The organism is Chryseobacterium koreense CCUG 49689, from assembly GCF_001045435.1.
Taxonomy (GTDB): domain Bacteria; phylum Bacteroidota; class Bacteroidia; order Flavobacteriales; family Weeksellaceae; genus Kaistella; species Kaistella koreensis.
Genome location: NZ_LFNG01000004.1, coordinates 198,945 through 215,712, shown reverse-complemented (window position 1 = coordinate 215,712; position 16,768 = coordinate 198,945). Strand labels below are relative to the sequence as shown.

The window sequence follows — 16,768 nt, the reverse complement described above, 5'->3', positions numbered from 1 at the left end:
AACAGTAATAAAATGAAAAAGTATATCTATACCGTGATGCTCGTTTTAATGGGTATCACAACGACACAGGCACAGCGAATGCTGCCGAAACAGAAAGGGTTGGAAGTAAATGTTGGTGTGCTGTCCGATGATAAAATCGGCAACGATTATTATATCAATATCGGTATGACCGTGAACGGTAAGAACGGCAATTACCAGCTTTGGGCGTTGGAATATACGCACCAATACCACGATTATAAAGACCTCCGCATCCCGCAGGAAACTTTTACAGCCGAGGGCGGTTACAGCTTCTTCCTTTTGGGCGATGCCCGGAAGAACATCACGCTGAATGCCGGAATAACCGCCGTAGCAGGTTATGAAAGCATCAACCGTGGCGAACCGATGTTGTATGACGGAGCGAAGATATTGGACGAGGACAATTTCATTTACGGAGCTGGCGGACGACTGACCTTTGAAACGTACCTTTCTGACCGATTTGTATTAGTCCTGCAAGGGCGTACAAAAGTCTTTTGGGGTACGGATTTACGACAGTTCCGACCGTCGGCAGGTGTGGGATTAAGGTTTAACTTTTAAAACGTAAAAAACGATGATAGCAATATTCAATAAATTCAGAACAGGGCTACTGCCATTATATATATTCCTGGCAATCCTCACAGCTTCGGTTACGTTGGTATCTTGCAGCAAAGATGATGAACTCGAAATACAGAACAATTTTCCTTTCGAGGTCAATGTAATGCCAGTGCCTAAAGATGTTGCCAACGGACAAACCGTAGAAATACGCATTACCATACAGCGTACAGGCAATTACAGCAACACGCAGTATTTTCTTCGCTACTTCCAGTTTGATGGTCAGGGAACGTTGCAATACTACAATGAGCCGCCGTATCAGCCCAACGACCTGTACCAGTTACCAACGGAGCAGTTCAGGCTGTATTACACGTCAACGTCTGCCGTATCACAATCTTTTGATGTTTGGATTTCGGACAGCTTCGGGAACGAAAAGCAGATAACTTTTCAGTTTAACAGCAGCGATTAAGAGCAGTATTCCAATTCATAAATAACGGCTTATCTGATGGGTAAGCCGTTTTTAATTTTAAATTCGATAGTTGCTAAAGAAATAATTTCTTATCCTTGCAATAATGAAAAAGGGTATTATCCTTTCGGTTTACCAAATTTGAGTAAGTTATTATTTCCATAAACAATGAAAGCGGCTTGCCTTTTTGGGTAAGCCGTTTTCGCATTTTATAAAACTGCTGATTTTACAGACTATGGAAATAAAAATTAGAAAGGAAGAAAAGGAAGATTTCAAAAAAGTTTTTGAACTCATTCGCCTGGCTTTTGAAAACGAGGAATTGAGCGACCATAAAGAACAGTTCTTGGTGGAACGGTTACGCAATTCTGATGCGTTTGTCCCCGAATTATCACTTATTGCCGAAGTAGATAATCAAATTGCGGGATATATATTGCTCACAAAAATTAATATTGAAGACAAGGATAAAAACACTTACACCTCGCTTGCGTTAGCCCCTGTTGCTGTGTTGCCGAATTATCAGGGAAAAGGTATTGGCGGCAAACTCATACAAGCTGCCCACGATATAGCAAAAAAAATGGGCTTTGGCTCTGTGATGCTGTTAGGACACGAAAACTATTACCCTAAGTTTGGCTATAAGCTGACCAAAGAATTTGGGATAAAGCTGCCATTTGAAGTTCCTGAAGAAAACTGTATGGCAATAGAACTATCGCAAAATGCGCTGCAAAATGTAAGCGGTGTAGTTCGGTATCCGAAAGAGTTTGAAATTGAATAATGCCACGGATATTTTTCGTAAATTCAAACAGTGGAAATAAAGTATTTTTGGTATGGTTGCATCATTGGTAATAGGTATTATATTTTTGGTTGCAGGACTGGGACTTCGCTACTGGATTAACCGGAGAAAGTTTTACAGGCGCAGCCCTATGGGAGCAGAGGGCTTCTCATCTTATGAAAGTTCGGTTTTCATTAAATTCGTGGAAAGGGTCGGTAAATGGATAGCTTACGGGCTGATTATTTTCGGTCTGTTGTCGCTGTGGGTTTATTGGCGTGAGAAAAAAGAAAAACAACAACCTGAAGTAAAAATAGAACAACCTGCCGAACGCAGATAGTTATTACAGCATACATTTTTTAAGCAAATCGGATAGCCCAAAAGCTATCCGATTTTTTTATTTACGGCTTAGTAAATCGCCAAACGCTACCTCTCAAAGCCAAACCCTGCAACTTTCCCCAATGCCGTACTAAGCCTTTATAAATTCAACTTCCATAGCAAAATTGAGCAAACAATGGAAGTAATCGCAATACAAAAATCCGCACTGGACGGAATGAAGAATGAGCTGAAAGCACTTTTGGAACTTACCGAAAATGCCACGCAGAAATACACGCCAATTTTTGCGCAAGAGCAATGGCTCGATAACCAGGAAGTGTGTTTGATGATGAACATTACCAAGCGGACTTTGCAGACGTATAAGGACAAAGGGTTATTGCCTTATTCCAGACTGAACCGTAAAAATTATTATAAACGCTCGGATGTACAGGCTTTGCTCGAAGCCGGACAACCGTACAATACTGCCGAAAATGGATTTATTCACGAATGACAATGAAGAAATCATTGCCCATCAGGAAATGATAACACAGCTAAGAACCCGTATCGAAAGCATATTGAAAAACTACCGCCCTGTAATGAACGGAGAAATTTACCTTTCGGGCGAAGATGTGTGCAAGCTGCTCCATATCAGCAAACGCACTTTACAGCAGTACCGTGATGATAATATACTGCCGTATATACAAATAGGCGGTAAGATTATTTATAAGGAAAGCGATATCCTGACTATACTGGAGCAAAATTACATTTCACAAAAAATTGTTTGACTGTAATCTTTTTTGTATTATATGCTGTCAAAAAAGGACGAGTTTAGTATCTTTGTTGTCGAAAATATAGAAAATACTTAAAGTTGTTTTTGCTTTAAGTTCCGCATTAGAAACTGGTAATTTTTAAAACCCCGGAACGAATAAGTAAGAACGCTCACGTTATGGCGTGGGCGCTCGCTTATTTGGGGGTCAGGCGTACCAGTGCCTTAATGCCAGTAAGTGTGGTTGCCTGCGCCTCTTTTTTTTGCAGGTTCCACTAACTTGATAAACATTAAGAGTTATGGACGGCAAGGATATTTTTTACCCCGAATTTGACCACCCTGCTACGCAATTATCAGCGTTCTCTCTCTGCATTGATGTTTTTATCATATCCCTTAAAAACGGGGAAATTGTACATTTTAAACCTAACGAGATAGCACACTTTAAAGATTGGCTTGACCGTTTTAAAGTCAGGGACATTGAGGTCGATAAAGGAATACCTTACGTTACTCGAACTCCGAATTTATCTAAAGCTCCCAACGGATTTTTTAACCTCATCAAACTAAGCAAAAAGAAAATGAGCAAAGAACAAATAATAAAGGTAGGGATGATAGATGACCACGATATGCTTAGAAAGGGTATTTGTGATTTTCTAATGGGTTTCGGTTTTGAAATACTTTTTGAAGCCGAGAATGGAAAAATGGCAATGAAAAAAATGGAGGAAATCGAAGTTGTTCCCGATGTAATGGTTGTTGATATAAATATGCCGGTAATGAATGGTTTTGAAACCGCTAAAGCATTGAATGAAAAATATCCGCAAACCAAAGTCCTGGCTTTTAGCATTAATGATGATGTACAGGATGTAGTAAAGATGCTTCAGCGTGGCGTAAAAGGGTATATACTGAAAGGCGCAGACCCCGAAGAACTTAAAAAAGCCATAACCGTTATAAATGATGGAGGACATTATTTTAGTGCTGGCGTAGCCGAAATTGCAAAAGAATACTATAAACAGTTTCCGCAATAACAGGTTTCTTTGTTACTTTCTTTTCCGCAGAACTCACGAAAGAAAGTAATCCCCCAATAATAAATTATGGGATAATGAATATCCCAAGCAATAATGTCGCAACCTGTTTGGTAAAATGGAAAAGAAAGGATTTGTGTAAGGGCGCATTTTGCTAAAGGGGATTGCACCAATTTAAAGCAAAAAGACTGCCCAACCATCGGGAGGATCTGTCTTTTTGCCGCCCGACTTTTCGGGTCAGGCGGCTGCTATTTTAGCTTATGGTTTTTAAATACTCGTCATAACGTTCCGTTATATCCTTGCCTTTCCTGAACGTGTCTTTTGTGTAGCTGTAATGCTCTTCAAAGAACTTTACTTCTTTGGTGGTAAGGTCTATTAAATAGCGGTAGTCTGCGTTTATCCGCCTTTCATCCATTGTACAATGCTCCGTAAGCATTTCGAGTTCTTGCTCACTGTTGTCAAGGGATAACAAAGGCAAAAAAAGCCTTTCAACGATATATCCCTGTTCGGGTGCGCTGCTGCTGTCGGCAACGCAAATAAGAGATTTGCCGTTGCTCAATTTGATATGAAGATTTGAACGTGTCATAAATTGAAATTGGGGTTTATTGATTAAGCCGTTAATTGGATTAATGAAAATTCTTCCGTCCAAAATTCCTCGCTGGTGTGCTTGCCGTATGCTGTATAGTAGCCTGTACCGTTTGCACGCAATACAAGCCTGTAACAGTCCAATCGGTTTTCGGGTGCGGTAAACATTTCCTGCTCCCCCTCGTCAAGCTCCACAAATGCCCATTCTTTATCGTTTAGCATTTCTTCAATGTTCGGGGTATCGTCTTCGCCTGTGCAATAAAAATCTACTGCCGTATCATAGTAGTTCATTGAGCAGAAATAATGATTGCCCTCTAACGGCTTAACCAATGCAAGCCGTTTTGCCTGTTCCTGTTTCCATTCTTCGGATAGATGGATAATTGCAAACTCGCAATTATCCCATTCGCTATTGGTGTTGGCTTTAACCAAAATATGTGCTGTCGCTTTATCGGATAGTTTCATCGTTCTAAATTTTAATGGTGTTTAACTGATTTTCGATTTTACGTTCTAATAGAGTGTCGAGTATTTCCCATTCGCTGTCGTACTCCTTGCCCTCAAAATGGTAGGTGTCTGTTTCCTTGTCTAATTCGTAGCTGTCAAAATCTTCGTCTTCCAGATAAATATCTATGAGTAGCTTGTCAGAAAACATTGTCCTGCCATATACCAAACAACCTAATTCCTCATAATCCAATTGGAAATCTATGTTGTAATGCTCGGCTATCTGCTTAACTGCTTCCGCATTTGGCGACCATTTTGTTTGATAATTGAATATTCCCGTATCGCTTTCGTAAACCTCAAAGAAATATCCGCCGTTACTGTCGTCTATGAAATCGGGCAGTTGTCCGCAATTCTCTTTCCTTTCTCTTTCAGCCATTGATTTGAATAGCTGTGTTACCTGTTCGATTGCTTCAGGCTTCCCCTCGAAGACAACCGTATTGTTGCACCAATTTGGCATAATTATTTATCGTTTAAGGTTATTTTTAATAAAGGCTCACTTCCGAATATTAGGTGTATAGCCTGTTTTAGATTGGGTTTACAGTCCTCTGTCTGTGCATATTCGATAAGGCAGTGCATCGCAAATATTGCGTTGTATCCGTCAAAAAAATGGTCTGCAAACCAGCGTGGTTTTTTGAGAAGTTTGTCCTCGTTCTTCTCGATTATCCTGTGTGCATCCTGCACAAGCCTGTACCAAAATTCTGCGGTAAAAAAGCCCTTTTGATACCAACCCTCACGAATGGTAATTTCATTTTTCAGAAAGTATTCGCACTGCTTTTTTACGGCGTTCTGAATGTTCGCCATTTCTTCGGGGAATAGCCTGCAAAGCAATTCGCCTTTATCTAAGTTGTCCATTTTATGTAATGCTTTCATATTGTTGTTTTATAGTAGGCTACCACCATTTAAGGCGGTAGCCTGTTGTTATCTAATTAAGGTTTAGGATTTCCGCACCGTCCAAAGCAAATGCGGTACACAATTCAAATGCTTTCTGTGATTTGAGTTGGGCAGTACCACCCAATACAATGCTCTGTAATTTGGCTTCATCATCTTTGTAATTGCGTACATTCTGAAAGTAGCCTGTAACAGCGTTGTATGCTCCGAACAAAGTCCCTTTGGTCGTGTTCATCTGTTGTGCATCATCTGTCATAGCATATAGAAGCGCATTATCAACCACGTTTTTGAACACGGTGGAAACTTCATCGTCAGCCCCTTTGTTGATAAGGTCAAGTGTTTCTTTGTTCGGGCAAAGTGCCAACTGGATTAGCTTTCTTACTTCTCGGTCTGATACTTTTACCTTTGTCCAATTATTGAAAATGCCCTCTAATTGGTTGCTCAATGTGTTGGCAAGCCCCATAATCTTGTGGGCGTTCTCGATACGTTGTTTTGCTCCCGAAGTATGTTTGATACGGACTACATTGGTCATACTGCGTAGTGAGGCATTCAGCGTGTTTTGGCATACGATACGGATAGGCGTAAATGCTGCGGTAATACTTCCGCTACCATCGTGCGAAGTGGTTAGAAAAATGTACTTTTCCGTTACATCATCGCCATTGCCTACACGGATATAATCGGGCAGTTTGGCAGTGATAAAGATGCGTTCCCCTTTGCCCAATGCCCCTGCGGTTTCGTACAGGATACCTTCGCCACCACCTACAATAGCATCAAAAAAATTAAAGGCTTCCCGATTTTGTACAATGTGGTAATCCTTACCGACTACACCCAATACTGCATTGTTATCGGTGCGTATGTTAGCGAAATAGTTAGGTACTTCTAATTCGGTGCTACCTATTTCTATACCGTTGGCAGTTTCGATAATGCCCGAACCTTTGGTAAACAGTGGGGATTTTACGACATCGTAATCTAACCCTGCGTATTTGATAGCTTCCTCGCTCGTTGGGTATTGCTCTACGATTTGCCCCAAACCGTGCCACGCTTTTTGCTGTACTGAAAAGAAACTGTGCTTTCCTGTTTGCTCGTTGAAATGAATGTTATGTGCCATTTTGATAAATTTTGATGTTAAAAAATGATTGAATACTCGTTGTTAGAATGGGAGGTCGTCATCTGCTCCCTGTGCTGTAACCTTGTTGTTCTCGGCTTGTGCAGTAGCTTGTATGGTTTCGGCTCTCCTGCTACCTCCGTGCAGTTTGATTTGTGAGGTATGAAAGTTCAGCCCCGAATGTGCTTCGCCGTCTTTGCCTATCCACGCTCGTGTATTCACTCGCCCTGTGAGTTCTACCAATGTGCCTTTTGTCAGCAGTCTTGCCACGTTTGCAGATAGCCAGTAGGCACAATCGAAGTAGGTCGTTTGCTCTACACGCTCGCCTTGTTTGTTCTTGTAGCTTTCGTTGCTCGCTACCGAAAAGTTTACTACTTGCTTGTCGTTGTTAAGGGTTCTTACTTCCGCATCCCTTGTTAGTCGTCCGATGATGTTCATAATCGTTCTGTTTTAAAAGTTTGACATTTTGTTACGTTCGCTTTTCTCGCTTCCTGCTTCCTGTTGTGGTCTGCTCCGCTTCGCATAATATTTTCCAAAAGAAAAACCGGAAAAAAGAAAGCAGATAATCCAAGCGGGCAACAGCGATGACCAAGAAAAAAAATGATTTAATGGGGGTTCCTTTAGGGGGAAACCGTTCATTCGTTTTTTTTATTGGTGGGTGTGTGCGATGGCTGCCCGCTATAACTTAGCTGCCTTTTTACCGGTTGATTGTGGAAATTTTCTATTCCTAATTTTTATGTCAATTATGAACAGGCTTCAATAGTCTGAAACAAAGGAGGAGTAATAAAAAAGTATGGGCATAAAAAAAGCAGAACCGTTAAGTTCTGCTTCTTGTGGTTAGATAAAAGCGGATTAGATTGCCATCATAAATGCCTCTTCCATTGCTTTGAATTTCGGTGTAACCAAATCCATATCCTTGCTGATTTTTTGGCTTGTGATTTTAGCATAAATTTGTGTGGTGGAAATGTTTTTATGCCCCATCATTTTGCTAAGGCTTTCAAGCGGTACGCCCTCGGTCAGAAACATTGTTCCAAAAGTATGTCTTGCGGTGTGAAAGGTTACTTTTTGCTCCGTGATAATCTCTGCCTTTTCAACCAATTTACCTATGTGCGTATTGCAGGTTGCATTGGTAGGAACCGGAAAGATAAATTCATTCCTTGTTGTACCCTGATATTTCTCAATGATACGTTTAGGGATTTCCATTAACCGAACATTGGAAGCAACATCAGATTTCTTTCTCCGGCTGATAATCCATTGATGACCGTCAAAGAATGATTGAATATTGCTTCTTGTCAATTTCTTAATATCAGCGTAAGCCAATCCTGTAAAGCAACTGAAAATAAAAATATCTTTTACAAGTTCATATCTTTTATGCGGAACCTGACACATCATCAGCTTTTCAACGTCTTCTTTCAGTATGTACCCTCTGTCGGTTTCTTCCATACTTATTTCGTAATCCTCAAAAGGATTATCACGTATCAGCCCTTTTTTGATAGCCAGTTCAGCCAAAGCAATAACAGGCATTGTGTAAATCCAAACCGTGTTATGGGCGCATTGCTTATCGTAGCGGAGGTAAAAGTCAAACTCACGGATAAAATCTGCCGTCAGTTCCCGAAATGCCATATCTTCCCTGTGATAACGCTCTTTTATAAATTCCGTAAGATGATTGTAAACAGTGATGTATTTGTTGTAAGTTCCTTGTGAACGCTCCTCTTTATCAACCAATCTTTTAAATTCAACATTCTGGTCGTTAAAAACTTTCAATATGGCATCATCCATTACACCAACACCGAGAAAAGAGAGCTTTACTTTTTGGGCAGTTGCAAAGCCCTCGTGCTTCAGCATATCTTCATAAATCTTGTCGATACGTCCCCGTATATTGTCCAGCTTTTGGTTGATGCTCAAAGCTGTGGCACTTTTGCCCTGAACCCGTCCGTGTTTTAAATCCCAACTATTAGGGTTAATTTCTAACTTTGTCCCGAAAGTTTTCGGTGTTCCATCAATGGTAATACGTGCCATAACCGGGGCATTACCGTTCTTTTTCAGTTCGTTCTTTTTCAAATAGAAAAGCAGTTTGAACGTCGATTTTTTTGTCTGCTCCATAACTCAAATGTTTAACGTTTAAAATTAAATTACATTGAGTTACAAGGGAATATAAAAAAGGGTGCAAAAGACTGAAATATAATCAGTTAAGCTATATAGTTGCCTTTATCAATCGGTAACGAATTAGTAACCTAACCTTGTCAATTTAAGCCCAAAACCTATCAGACACCGAGTTCCAAACTAAGACTACACATTTATAAAGCATTGTATAGTAGCGGTTTTAATCGCTTTGCGTACTTTTGCTTTTTATTAATCTTTTTATTTCAAAAAGCAAAAAATTTATTCGTCACGAAAATTAAATCTTTGAAAATCAGAGCCGTGTGATTTTACGAATTAAGGAACTTTCTACAGCGGTCTTTCATCAATTCCTGTAAACGGAACAAGTTACGACAATTTTTCCCTATTTTTGTCCATGAATTTGAGTAAATCATAGATGAATATCACAATTGTAGGAACCGGTTACGTGGGTTTGGTCACCGGAACAACTTTAGCAGAATTGGGAAACAATGTCTATTGTGTGGATATTGACGAAAAAAAAGTGGAAGGAATGCGAAACGGCATCGTTCCCATCTACGAACCGAATCTGGAAGAAATGTTCCTGCGAAATATCCAGGCGCAAAGATTATTTTTCACTACCGATTTAAAAGAAGCTTTGGATAAAAGTGAGGTCATCTTTCTGGCTTTACCCACTCCACCCGGAGAAGACGGCTCTGCCGATTTGTCCTATGTCTTGCAGGTTTCCAATGATATTGGCGAAATGATGACCAGCTATAAAGTCATTGTCAATAAATCTACTGTTCCTGTGGGAACCGCAGAAAGAGTTCGCGAAACCATTTCCGCGAAAACCAAAATTCCTTTCGATGTGGTGTCCAATCCCGAATTTTTGCGCGAAGGTTTTGCTCTGGAAGATTCGATGAATCCTGCGAGAGTCATCGTGGGAAGCAGTTCCGAAAAAGCCAAAGAAATCATGGCCCAGATTTACCAACCGTTCACCAACACGGGCATTCCCATTATTTTCATGGACGAGAAATCCTCTGAGTTGACCAAATATGCGGCAAACTCTTTCCTCGCCGTGAAAATCACCTTCATGAATGAAATCGCCAATTATTGCGAAAAAGTGGGTGCCGATGTGGACAAAGTGCGCCTCGGAATGGGAAGTGACGATCGAATCGGGCACCGTTTCCTTTTCCCCGGAATCGGCTATGGCGGAAGCTGCTTTCCAAAAGATGTGAAAGCACTGATCAAATCCGGAAAGCAGGAAGATTTTGATTTTCAAATTCTGGAGGCCACCGAAAAGGTGAACCAAAACCAAAAAACCATTCTGGTGTCTGAAATCGAAAATTATTTTGGCGGAGATTTAAAGGGGAAAAAAATTGCTTTGTGGGGACTTGCCTTTAAAGCAAATACCGATGACATAAGGGAAGCTTCCTCTTTAGATAATATTAAGATGCTCCTAGAAAAAGGTGCCGAAATCACCGCTTATGATTCCATCGCTGAAGGAAATGTGAAGAAAATCTTGGGCGACCAAATATCCTATGCCAAAGACATGTATTCCGCTCTGGAAAACGCCGATGCCCTTTTAATCGCTACGGAATGGAGCGAGTTCAAAAATCCAAATTTCGAATTGATGGCAAAAAAAATGAGAAACAGAGCTATCTTCGACGGTAGAAATATGTTCGCCATCGAAAAGGTGGAAAACTCTGGGTTCTATTATAAGTCGATCGGAAGAAAGACAGTGAAATAAGTCCACATCATCACGAATTAAGAAAGCTGCAATTGAAGCCCAACCTCACTTTCAAACTGATTTTCGCTGTAATACTGGCGTTTACCGTGAGTGTCTTTGTTTATTTTTCATTTGCAAATGTGTATTCCTCGGTTTTATTTAATCCCGAAAATTTCCAAAAGCAGTATTACAACGGGATTTACCGGTATCGGATTTTGAGCAGTGCTATGCTGGATTCGGTTTACACACTGATCCAATCTCTGCCAGTTAAAAACAAGGTGCAGACCTTTCTTTGGGACAAAAGTGGCGATCCCGTCCTGTATCTCTCATTTGCGATTCTTAATACTTTTTTCACGATGCTTTCTGCAGCGGTGATGGTGCTGATCACCGAAAGCAAAAATTTTGTGGCAAGTGGTTCAGAAAAAATACTGTTGGTTGTGGCATCTCTTTTTGCCATCATAATTACCCAATTCGTTATTGTTCCCTATGATTGCAGCAGCTATTTTTTTCTGCTCCTGTTTTTTGCCGTATTGCTGAAATATATGGAGAAGGAGACATGGTCAACCTTGGCGGTCCTCATTTTGATTATGGTGGTTTCATCTTTGAACCGGGAATCTTCGGCACTTTCTATTTCACTTGCCGCCACTTTGCTCTTCTCGAAATATGGGCTGCACAAGAAATCCATACTGCCAGTTTTCTGGCTGGCTCTTTCTTTTATGGCGGTTTATTTTGGAGTGCGGATCTATTTCGGGGTTTTTTCCACCAATGACAGCAATCTGCTGTTCCGCAACTTCACCCTTTACCGGAATTTGTTTGGAATCTTGTTTTGGGTGGTGTTTTTTACGCTCTCCATCATCATTGCCAAAGACAAAACCGCGGTTCGAAATATCTTTGTTTTCCATTTGTTTGCAATTCCCTACATTTTGATGTGCTTTTATGCAGGAATTCTTTATGAAGCCCGCCTTTACGTACCGTTATTTTTGACTTCTCTCTTCCTTGGAAGGACAGCGTTTCAGAGAATTGGATAATTTACTTTATTTTTGTTAAAAATACATTGCGCACAAATGACCGAACCACAACAGCAATGGACAGAAACCATTGAATCCCACCATTCCGTTTTCGAACTGAAACTTGGCGAAGTCTGGCGTTACAAGGATTTGGTGTACATGTTCGTGAAGCGGGATTTCGTTTCCAGTTTCAAGCAGACAATCTTGGGTCCGGTTTGGTTTTTTATCAACCCGATTTTCACCACGCTGGTTTACATCTTGGTGTTTGGAAATCTGGCGAAGCTTCCCACAGACGGTGCTCCCAAGATTTTATTTTATCTGGTGGGAGTCACTTTATGGAATTATTTTTCAAGCTGTCTGACTGGGACATCCTCCACCTTTACCGGAAATGCGTCCATTTTTGGAAAGGTATATTTTCCGCGGTTGGTCACTCCGATTTCGGTCGTAATTTCTAACCTGATGAAGTTTGGCGTACAGTTTCTGCTTTTTCTTTGCTTTTTCTTTTACTATTGGTACCAAGGCGAGGTTCACCCAAATTTATGGATCTTGGCGACTCCGTTTCTTATTTTATTGATGGCGGCGTTTGCTTTGGGAGCGGGAATGATTTTTTCTGCGATGACCACTAAATACCGCGACCTCAACATGCTTTTGGGATTTGGAGTCAGTCTTTATATGTATGCTACACCGGTAATTTATCCGGTTTCTGCACTTTCCGGAATCTGGAAAAAATTAGCGATGGGCAATCCACTTACCGGTATTTTTGAATGTTTCAAATACGGCTGGCTCGGCAAAGGAGATTTTTCAGCTTTAATGTTGGGAATCAGCACCTTGATAATTTTCATTATTTTAGCCATGGGAACCATCATATTCAATAAAGTGGAAAAAAGTTTCATGGACACGGTATAATAAGCGATTGCCAAGAAGTATTGAATTGAACAACAGAGAACAAATAAAATATGCTGGCTTTAAAAGCGGAAAACATATCAAAACAGTACCGTCTCGGGCAAATTGGAACCGGAACGCTTTCGCATGACCTGAACCGATTGTGGGCCCTGTTTCGCGGAAAGGAAGATCCTTACTTGAAAATCGGAGAGGCAAACGACCGCTCCACCAAAGGCAACTCCGATTACGTGTGGTCTTTGCGGGACATCAACTTCGAGATCGAACAGGGAGACGCGGTGGGAATTATCGGAAGAAATGGTGCAGGAAAATCAACATTGTTAAAACTTTTGAGCAAAGTTACCAAACCTACCACCGGAAAAATTTACACCAACGGAAGAATCGTATCTCTTTTGGAAGTGGGGACCGGATTCCACCCAGAAATGACCGGCCGGGAAAATATTTATTTGAATGGTGCGATCCTGGGAATGACCCGAAAAGAAATCAATAGGAAGTTTGATGAAATCGTGGATTTTTCAGGAGTTGAAAGATACATCGATACCCCGGTGAAACGCTATTCTTCAGGAATGTATGTCCGTTTGGCATTTGCGGTTGCGGCCCATTTGGAATCCGAAATATTGATTGTCGACGAAGTATTGGCAGTGGGAGATGCGGAGTTTCAAAAAAAATGTCTCGGGAAAATGGGCGATGTAAGCAAGGGAGAAGGAAGGACCGTGCTCTTCGTGAGCCATGACCTGAATGCCGTTTCGCAATTATGTGACCAAGGGATTTTGCTGAACCAAGGGATTGTGGAATACAAGGGCAAAATCAGGGAAACGGTTTCCACTTACCTCAATGCCGACAATGACGATGTAGTTTATTTAAACAGGTCAGACCACAGCAAAAAACCAATGTTTATCAAGCAAATCAAAGTGGTGAAATCAAATGGTGAAGTTTCGAAAGAATTCTCCTATGATGAACCCATTGAATTCAGCATAGCTATCGGCATTAATGAAACAATTCCCAATTGTAGTTTTTTTGTATCGATTCTTGATTCAAGAAAGAGAAGGGTGTTTTCTTGCGAAAGGGATTTGATTGAAGAGACCATGACGCTCTCAATTGACCCGAAAACGCTGGTCAGGGGAAACTATTCCATTCATGCATTTATCAATAAACCAAAAGTTGCACAAATTGATGTGGCCGAAGATGTTTGCAAATTCACCGTGGTTGATTCTGATTCCTATCTTGCCAAACATGGCGAATACGATTACGGATCCGTATTTGGAAGATTTACCTGGAAATAATTATGATGAATAAAATTAGATCTCTGTTGCAAGCTTATAAAAGAGAGAGACATACTGAATTAACAAGAAACCTGGTCAACCCAAAAACAGGTATTTCGCCGGCAGAACGAATGCGTTTAATGTCATTCCGATCCTTTACGGAAAGTGACGCCACCTTCTTTGGCAAATCATTTTATTTTTCGCACGGACCATCTATGGTTCACTCCATTGACGAAATTTTCGGCCAAGAAATCTATTCTTTTACCACAGATGAAGAAAAACCCTATATTATCGATTGTGGTGCTAATATTGGCTTAAGTATCTATTATTTTAAGAAGCTGTATCCACTTGCAAAAATACTGGCATTTGAACCAGATGAAAGAATTTTCGACATTTTAAGTAAAAATATCCCTTCTCTACCGAATGAGGAAAATGTACAGATTAAAAAGGAAGCCGTTTGGACTGAAGACACTACATTGGAATTCTATTCTGAAGGAGCATTAGCAGGCTCCTCTGTTACGGATTTTGGGAATCACAATAATATTATCAAAGTAAACGCGGTTGATCTGAACAAGTATTTGGAAGAGCCGGTCGATTTTCTCAAATTAGACATTGAAGGAGCAGAAAACAAGGTGATTTTTCATATCAAAGACCGTCTGAAAAATGTCAAGAATTTATTCCTGGAATACCACGGAATCATAGGAGAGGAGCAAAATCTGGGAGAAATCCTGAACCTCCTGAAGAACGCAGGTTTTCAATACTATATCAGATTGGCCGGCGAAACGATCGAGTTTCCATTCCGGCGGGAAAATCCAAAAAATTTCAACCAGCAGCTTAATATTTTTGCTTACAGAAAATGATTTCAGTTGCACTCTGCACATTCAATGGCGAAAAGTTTGTTGCCCAACAGCTGGAAAGTATTCTTTCGCAGCATCTTCCGGTGGATGAAATTGTGGTTTGTGATGATGGCTCAACTGATCACACCTGGGAAATACTCACCAATTTCCAAAACAGATATCCCAAGATTTTTCGTGTTTTCAGAAATGAGCAAACACTGCAGGTCATCCGAAACTTTGAAAAAGCCATCAACCTTTGCACAAAAGATATCATCATCCTTTCCGACCAGGATGACTTGTGGTTGCCCGAGAAGACCGAAAACATCAAATCCTATTTTGATGAAAATCCCAGTATGGACGCATTGTGCCATGATTTGCTTCTCATGAAAGACGAAACCATTCTGGATTTCACGAACTGGTACACCCTGAATTTCGACCCCGATGAACTCAACCACATGAGCATGATCGATCGTTTGCTTTTCCGAGGGAATATCGTCACCGGAGCGGGATTTGCTTTCCGAAAGAGGAATGAACCGATTCGTTTTGACAAGGCTTCCTCCAAATTTCTTCATGACCGACAACTTGGGCTTTATTTCGCGTTGGAAGAAAAACTTGGAATCATCCGCAAACCGCTTGCAATCTATCGACTTCATGATGCCCAACAAATCGGCACAGACTTTTCGATACGTGCCGCCAAACAAAAAGAATTCAGCAAGTTTGATCATGCAGGTCCGCGATTGAGAATCAATTTTTACAATGCAGCCTTGGAATATTGGAACCAGGATTTTCAGTTCAGCTCCCAAGAAAAAATAAATAGGATCATTTTGCATAAGCTAAAGCAGCAGAGAGACTACTACTTTTCACAACTGCCTTTTTTCAAAAGAAAATATGTTCAATTGGTTTGGTGGTGGAACAACAGATATGGTTTCAGGTGGAAAGATTTTTTTTCGTGAGCTTTTTCAATTGGTGATTAATTTGTAAATTTCAAATGTCTTAAAGAATTTATGCCAAAAATCTCCGTCATCATTGTCACCTACAACGCCATGAAATGGGCAGAAAGATGTTTTTCAAGTTTGAGAAAATCAGCCACTCCCGTGAATTGCATCGTGGTCGATAATGGCTCCGGAGATGGAACCCAAGATTTCATTAAAACCAATTTTCCAGAAATAGAATTTATTCAGTCCGAAGAAAATTTAGGTTTTGGGAAAGCCAATAATCTGGGAATCGAAAAAGCGTATAAAAATGGGGCAGACTTCTTTTACCTGATGAACCAGGATGCCTGGATTTTCCAAGATACATTTGCTAAACTTATGGAAGCTTATGAGAATTATCCGGACAAGAAGGAAATCGGAATACTTAGTCCGATGCATTTGGACGGAACCGGGCAAAAACTGGACTTCAATTTTGAAAGATATCTTGGCAAAAATACCGGTCGCAACAGAATCATTTCAGATCTTTATTTAGGAAATGCGAAATCATTTTATGAGGTCGATTTCGTCAATGCCGCACATTGGTTGATCCCTAAAAAGACCATAGTTGAAATTGGCGGATTCAATCCGTACATTTTCCATTACGGTGAAGATTTCGAGTATGTCAACCGCGTTCGTTTTCGGAATTTGAAAATTTTGGTGTGCACGGAAAGCAGTGTGGTTCATGATACCGTGCAGGGATTGTACAAAAAAGAGCCGAAAACCAAACAAGAAATGCTCGCCGAGAGCAGGATTTCCGCAAGAAAACAACGGGAAAACAGATATTTTGATCCCGCTTCCGATTTCGACTTAAAGAAAGAAAAAAAGGAATTTTTCAGCAATATCATTAAACTTGCATTAAAAGGAAGATTGGAGGAATCCAAATATTATTACCAATTGTATCAGTTTTTCTCTACACGGTTTCCTGATATTGTGCAAAAGAGAGAAATCATTTTGAAGGAAAAACATCCGTTTTTAAATCTTTGATCAGAAG

21 protein-coding genes are annotated in these 16,768 nt (G+C 40.5%); 14 read left to right on the top strand and 7 right to left on the bottom strand.

Features of this window, described 5'->3' with window-relative positions; genetic code table 11:
* Nucleotides 1–12 precede the first annotated feature (12 nt).
* The 7 genes from ACM44_RS03850 (at nt 13) to ACM44_RS03820 (ending at nt 3,902) form a co-directional block, all read left to right on the top strand.
* Complete coding sequence (locus tag ACM44_RS03850) at nt 13–573, top strand: conjugal transfer protein TraO (RefSeq protein WP_002995999.1); 561 nt, start codon at nt 13–15, stop codon at nt 571–573.
* A 13-nt stretch (nt 574–586) separates the two neighbouring features.
* Nucleotides 587–1,036, top strand: coding sequence for a DUF3872 domain-containing protein (locus ACM44_RS03845; protein ID WP_002995997.1), 450 nt, complete (start codon nt 587–589; stop codon nt 1,034–1,036).
* A 232-nt stretch (nt 1,037–1,268) separates the two neighbouring features.
* Entirely contained in the window at nt 1,269–1,805 is a 537-nt protein-coding gene (locus tag ACM44_RS03840) for a GNAT family N-acetyltransferase (RefSeq protein WP_002995995.1), read from the top strand.
* A gap of 52 nt (nt 1,806–1,857) precedes the next feature.
* Nucleotides 1,858–2,139, top strand: coding sequence for a hypothetical protein (locus ACM44_RS03835; RefSeq protein WP_002995992.1), 282 nt, complete (start codon nt 1,858–1,860; stop codon nt 2,137–2,139).
* Nucleotides 2,140–2,313: 174 nt separating this feature from the next.
* The gene (locus ACM44_RS03830; RefSeq protein WP_002995989.1) at nt 2,314–2,625 is read left to right on the top strand and encodes a helix-turn-helix domain-containing protein; all 312 of its coding nucleotides are present in this window, start codon (nt 2,314–2,316) and stop codon (nt 2,623–2,625) included.
* A 28-nt stretch (nt 2,626–2,653) separates the two neighbouring features.
* Nucleotides 2,654–2,899, top strand: a complete 246-nt coding sequence (locus tag ACM44_RS03825; RefSeq protein WP_430827366.1) for a helix-turn-helix domain-containing protein — start codon at nt 2,654–2,656, stop codon at nt 2,897–2,899.
* 280 nt (nt 2,900–3,179) lie between these two features.
* Nucleotides 3,180–3,902, top strand: coding sequence for a response regulator (locus tag ACM44_RS03820; protein WP_002995984.1), 723 nt, complete (start codon nt 3,180–3,182; stop codon nt 3,900–3,902).
* Nucleotides 3,903–4,152: 250 nt separating this feature from the next.
* Here ACM44_RS03820 and ACM44_RS03815 read toward each other — a convergent pair whose 3' ends face one another.
* The 7 genes from ACM44_RS03815 to ACM44_RS03785 all read right to left on the bottom strand — a co-directional run bounded on the left by ACM44_RS03815 (nt 4,153) and on the right by ACM44_RS03785 (nt 9,078).
* A complete protein-coding gene (locus ACM44_RS03815) occupies nt 4,153–4,485 on the bottom strand; it encodes a hypothetical protein (protein WP_002995980.1) in 333 nt (110 codons plus the stop codon).
* A 23-nt stretch (nt 4,486–4,508) separates the two neighbouring features.
* Nucleotides 4,509–4,946, bottom strand: a complete 438-nt coding sequence (locus tag ACM44_RS03810) for a hypothetical protein (protein ID WP_002995976.1) — start codon at nt 4,944–4,946, stop codon at nt 4,509–4,511.
* Between the two features lie 4 nt (nt 4,947–4,950).
* On the bottom strand, nt 4,951–5,439 hold the full coding sequence (locus ACM44_RS03805; protein ID WP_002995973.1) for a DUF1281 family ferredoxin-like fold protein: 489 nt from the start codon (nt 5,437–5,439) through the stop codon (nt 4,951–4,953).
* Nucleotides 5,440–5,441: 2 nt separating this feature from the next.
* Complete coding sequence (locus ACM44_RS03800) at nt 5,442–5,834, bottom strand: hypothetical protein (RefSeq protein WP_232739544.1); 393 nt, start codon at nt 5,832–5,834, stop codon at nt 5,442–5,444.
* A gap of 70 nt (nt 5,835–5,904) precedes the next feature.
* Nucleotides 5,905–6,978, bottom strand: a complete 1,074-nt coding sequence (locus ACM44_RS03795) for a DUF932 domain-containing protein (protein ID WP_002995967.1) — start codon at nt 6,976–6,978, stop codon at nt 5,905–5,907.
* A gap of 42 nt (nt 6,979–7,020) precedes the next feature.
* Nucleotides 7,021–7,413 (bottom strand): single-stranded DNA-binding protein, encoded by a 393-nt coding sequence (locus ACM44_RS03790; RefSeq protein WP_002995963.1) that lies wholly within the window; start codon nt 7,411–7,413, stop codon nt 7,021–7,023.
* A 414-nt stretch (nt 7,414–7,827) separates the two neighbouring features.
* Nucleotides 7,828–9,078, bottom strand: coding sequence for a site-specific integrase (locus tag ACM44_RS03785; protein ID WP_002995959.1), 1,251 nt, complete (start codon nt 9,076–9,078; stop codon nt 7,828–7,830).
* Between the two features lie 433 nt (nt 9,079–9,511).
* On the opposite strand from ACM44_RS03785, the gene ACM44_RS03780 reads away from it, so the two are divergent.
* Genes ACM44_RS03780 through ACM44_RS03750 form a run of 7 tightly spaced genes read left to right on the top strand, consistent with a single transcriptional unit; the run spans nt 9,512 to nt 16,761 of the window.
* Nucleotides 9,512–10,822: a UDP-glucose dehydrogenase family protein gene (locus tag ACM44_RS03780; protein ID WP_048498770.1), complete on the top strand. Its 1,311-nt coding sequence runs from the start codon at nt 9,512–9,514 to the stop codon at nt 10,820–10,822.
* A 32-nt stretch (nt 10,823–10,854) separates the two neighbouring features.
* The gene (locus ACM44_RS03775) at nt 10,855–11,829 is read left to right on the top strand and encodes a hypothetical protein (RefSeq protein ID WP_152669294.1); all 975 of its coding nucleotides are present in this window, start codon (nt 10,855–10,857) and stop codon (nt 11,827–11,829) included.
* Nucleotides 11,830–11,865: 36 nt separating this feature from the next.
* Entirely contained in the window at nt 11,866–12,714 is an 849-nt protein-coding gene (locus ACM44_RS03770) for an ABC transporter permease (protein ID WP_048498768.1), read from the top strand.
* A 50-nt stretch (nt 12,715–12,764) separates the two neighbouring features.
* Complete coding sequence (locus tag ACM44_RS03765) at nt 12,765–13,991, top strand: ABC transporter ATP-binding protein (protein ID WP_048498767.1); 1,227 nt, start codon at nt 12,765–12,767, stop codon at nt 13,989–13,991.
* 2 nt (nt 13,992–13,993) lie between these two features.
* Nucleotides 13,994–14,830, top strand: coding sequence for an FkbM family methyltransferase (locus ACM44_RS03760; protein ID WP_048498766.1), 837 nt, complete (start codon nt 13,994–13,996; stop codon nt 14,828–14,830).
* On the top strand, nt 14,827–15,759 hold the full coding sequence (locus tag ACM44_RS03755; protein WP_048498765.1) for a glycosyltransferase: 933 nt from the start codon (nt 14,827–14,829) through the stop codon (nt 15,757–15,759). Before ACM44_RS03760 ends, ACM44_RS03755 begins: the two co-directional genes overlap by 4 nt.
* A gap of 51 nt (nt 15,760–15,810) precedes the next feature.
* A complete protein-coding gene (locus ACM44_RS03750; protein WP_048498764.1) occupies nt 15,811–16,761 on the top strand; it encodes a glycosyltransferase family 2 protein in 951 nt (316 codons plus the stop codon).
* Nucleotides 16,762–16,768: the final 7 nt, after the last annotated feature.

Excerpts from the sequence above, each read along its gene's own strand:
- ACM44_RS03810 (WP_002995976.1), bottom strand. The coding sequence starts at position 4,946 with ATGAAACTATCCGATAAAGCGACAGCACATATTTTGGTTAAAGCCAAC.
- ACM44_RS03800 (WP_232739544.1), bottom strand. The coding sequence starts at position 5,834 with ATGGACAACTTAGATAAAGGCGAATTGCTTTGCAGGCTATTCCCCGAA.
- ACM44_RS03750 (WP_048498764.1), top strand. The coding sequence starts at position 15,811 with ATGCCAAAAATCTCCGTCATCATTGTCACCTACAACGCCATGAAATGG.
- ACM44_RS03840 (WP_002995995.1), top strand. The coding sequence starts at position 1,269 with ATGGAAATAAAAATTAGAAAGGAAGAAAAGGAAGATTTCAAAAAAGTT.
- ACM44_RS03785 (WP_002995959.1), bottom strand. The coding sequence starts at position 9,078 with ATGGAGCAGACAAAAAAATCGACGTTCAAACTGCTTTTCTATTTGAAA.
- ACM44_RS03815 (WP_002995980.1), bottom strand. The coding sequence starts at position 4,485 with ATGACACGTTCAAATCTTCATATCAAATTGAGCAACGGCAAATCTCTT.
- ACM44_RS03790 (WP_002995963.1), bottom strand. The coding sequence starts at position 7,413 with ATGAACATCATCGGACGACTAACAAGGGATGCGGAAGTAAGAACCCTT.
- ACM44_RS03780 (WP_048498770.1), top strand. The coding sequence starts at position 9,512 with ATGAATATCACAATTGTAGGAACCGGTTACGTGGGTTTGGTCACCGGA.
- ACM44_RS03755 (WP_048498765.1), top strand. The coding sequence starts at position 14,827 with ATGATTTCAGTTGCACTCTGCACATTCAATGGCGAAAAGTTTGTTGCC.
- ACM44_RS03825 (WP_430827366.1), top strand. The coding sequence starts at position 2,654 with ATGATAACACAGCTAAGAACCCGTATCGAAAGCATATTGAAAAACTAC.
- ACM44_RS03850 (WP_002995999.1), top strand. The coding sequence starts at position 13 with ATGAAAAAGTATATCTATACCGTGATGCTCGTTTTAATGGGTATCACA.
- ACM44_RS03845 (WP_002995997.1), top strand. The coding sequence starts at position 587 with ATGATAGCAATATTCAATAAATTCAGAACAGGGCTACTGCCATTATAT.
- ACM44_RS03770 (WP_048498768.1), top strand. The coding sequence starts at position 11,866 with ATGACCGAACCACAACAGCAATGGACAGAAACCATTGAATCCCACCAT.
- ACM44_RS03765 (WP_048498767.1), top strand. The coding sequence starts at position 12,765 with ATGCTGGCTTTAAAAGCGGAAAACATATCAAAACAGTACCGTCTCGGG.
- ACM44_RS03795 (WP_002995967.1), bottom strand. The coding sequence starts at position 6,978 with ATGGCACATAACATTCATTTCAACGAGCAAACAGGAAAGCACAGTTTC.
- ACM44_RS03760 (WP_048498766.1), top strand. The coding sequence starts at position 13,994 with ATGATGAATAAAATTAGATCTCTGTTGCAAGCTTATAAAAGAGAGAGA.
- ACM44_RS03820 (WP_002995984.1), top strand. The coding sequence starts at position 3,180 with ATGGACGGCAAGGATATTTTTTACCCCGAATTTGACCACCCTGCTACG.
- ACM44_RS03830 (WP_002995989.1), top strand. The coding sequence starts at position 2,314 with ATGGAAGTAATCGCAATACAAAAATCCGCACTGGACGGAATGAAGAAT.
- ACM44_RS03835 (WP_002995992.1), top strand. The coding sequence starts at position 1,858 with ATGGTTGCATCATTGGTAATAGGTATTATATTTTTGGTTGCAGGACTG.
- ACM44_RS03805 (WP_002995973.1), bottom strand. The coding sequence starts at position 5,439 with ATGCCAAATTGGTGCAACAATACGGTTGTCTTCGAGGGGAAGCCTGAA.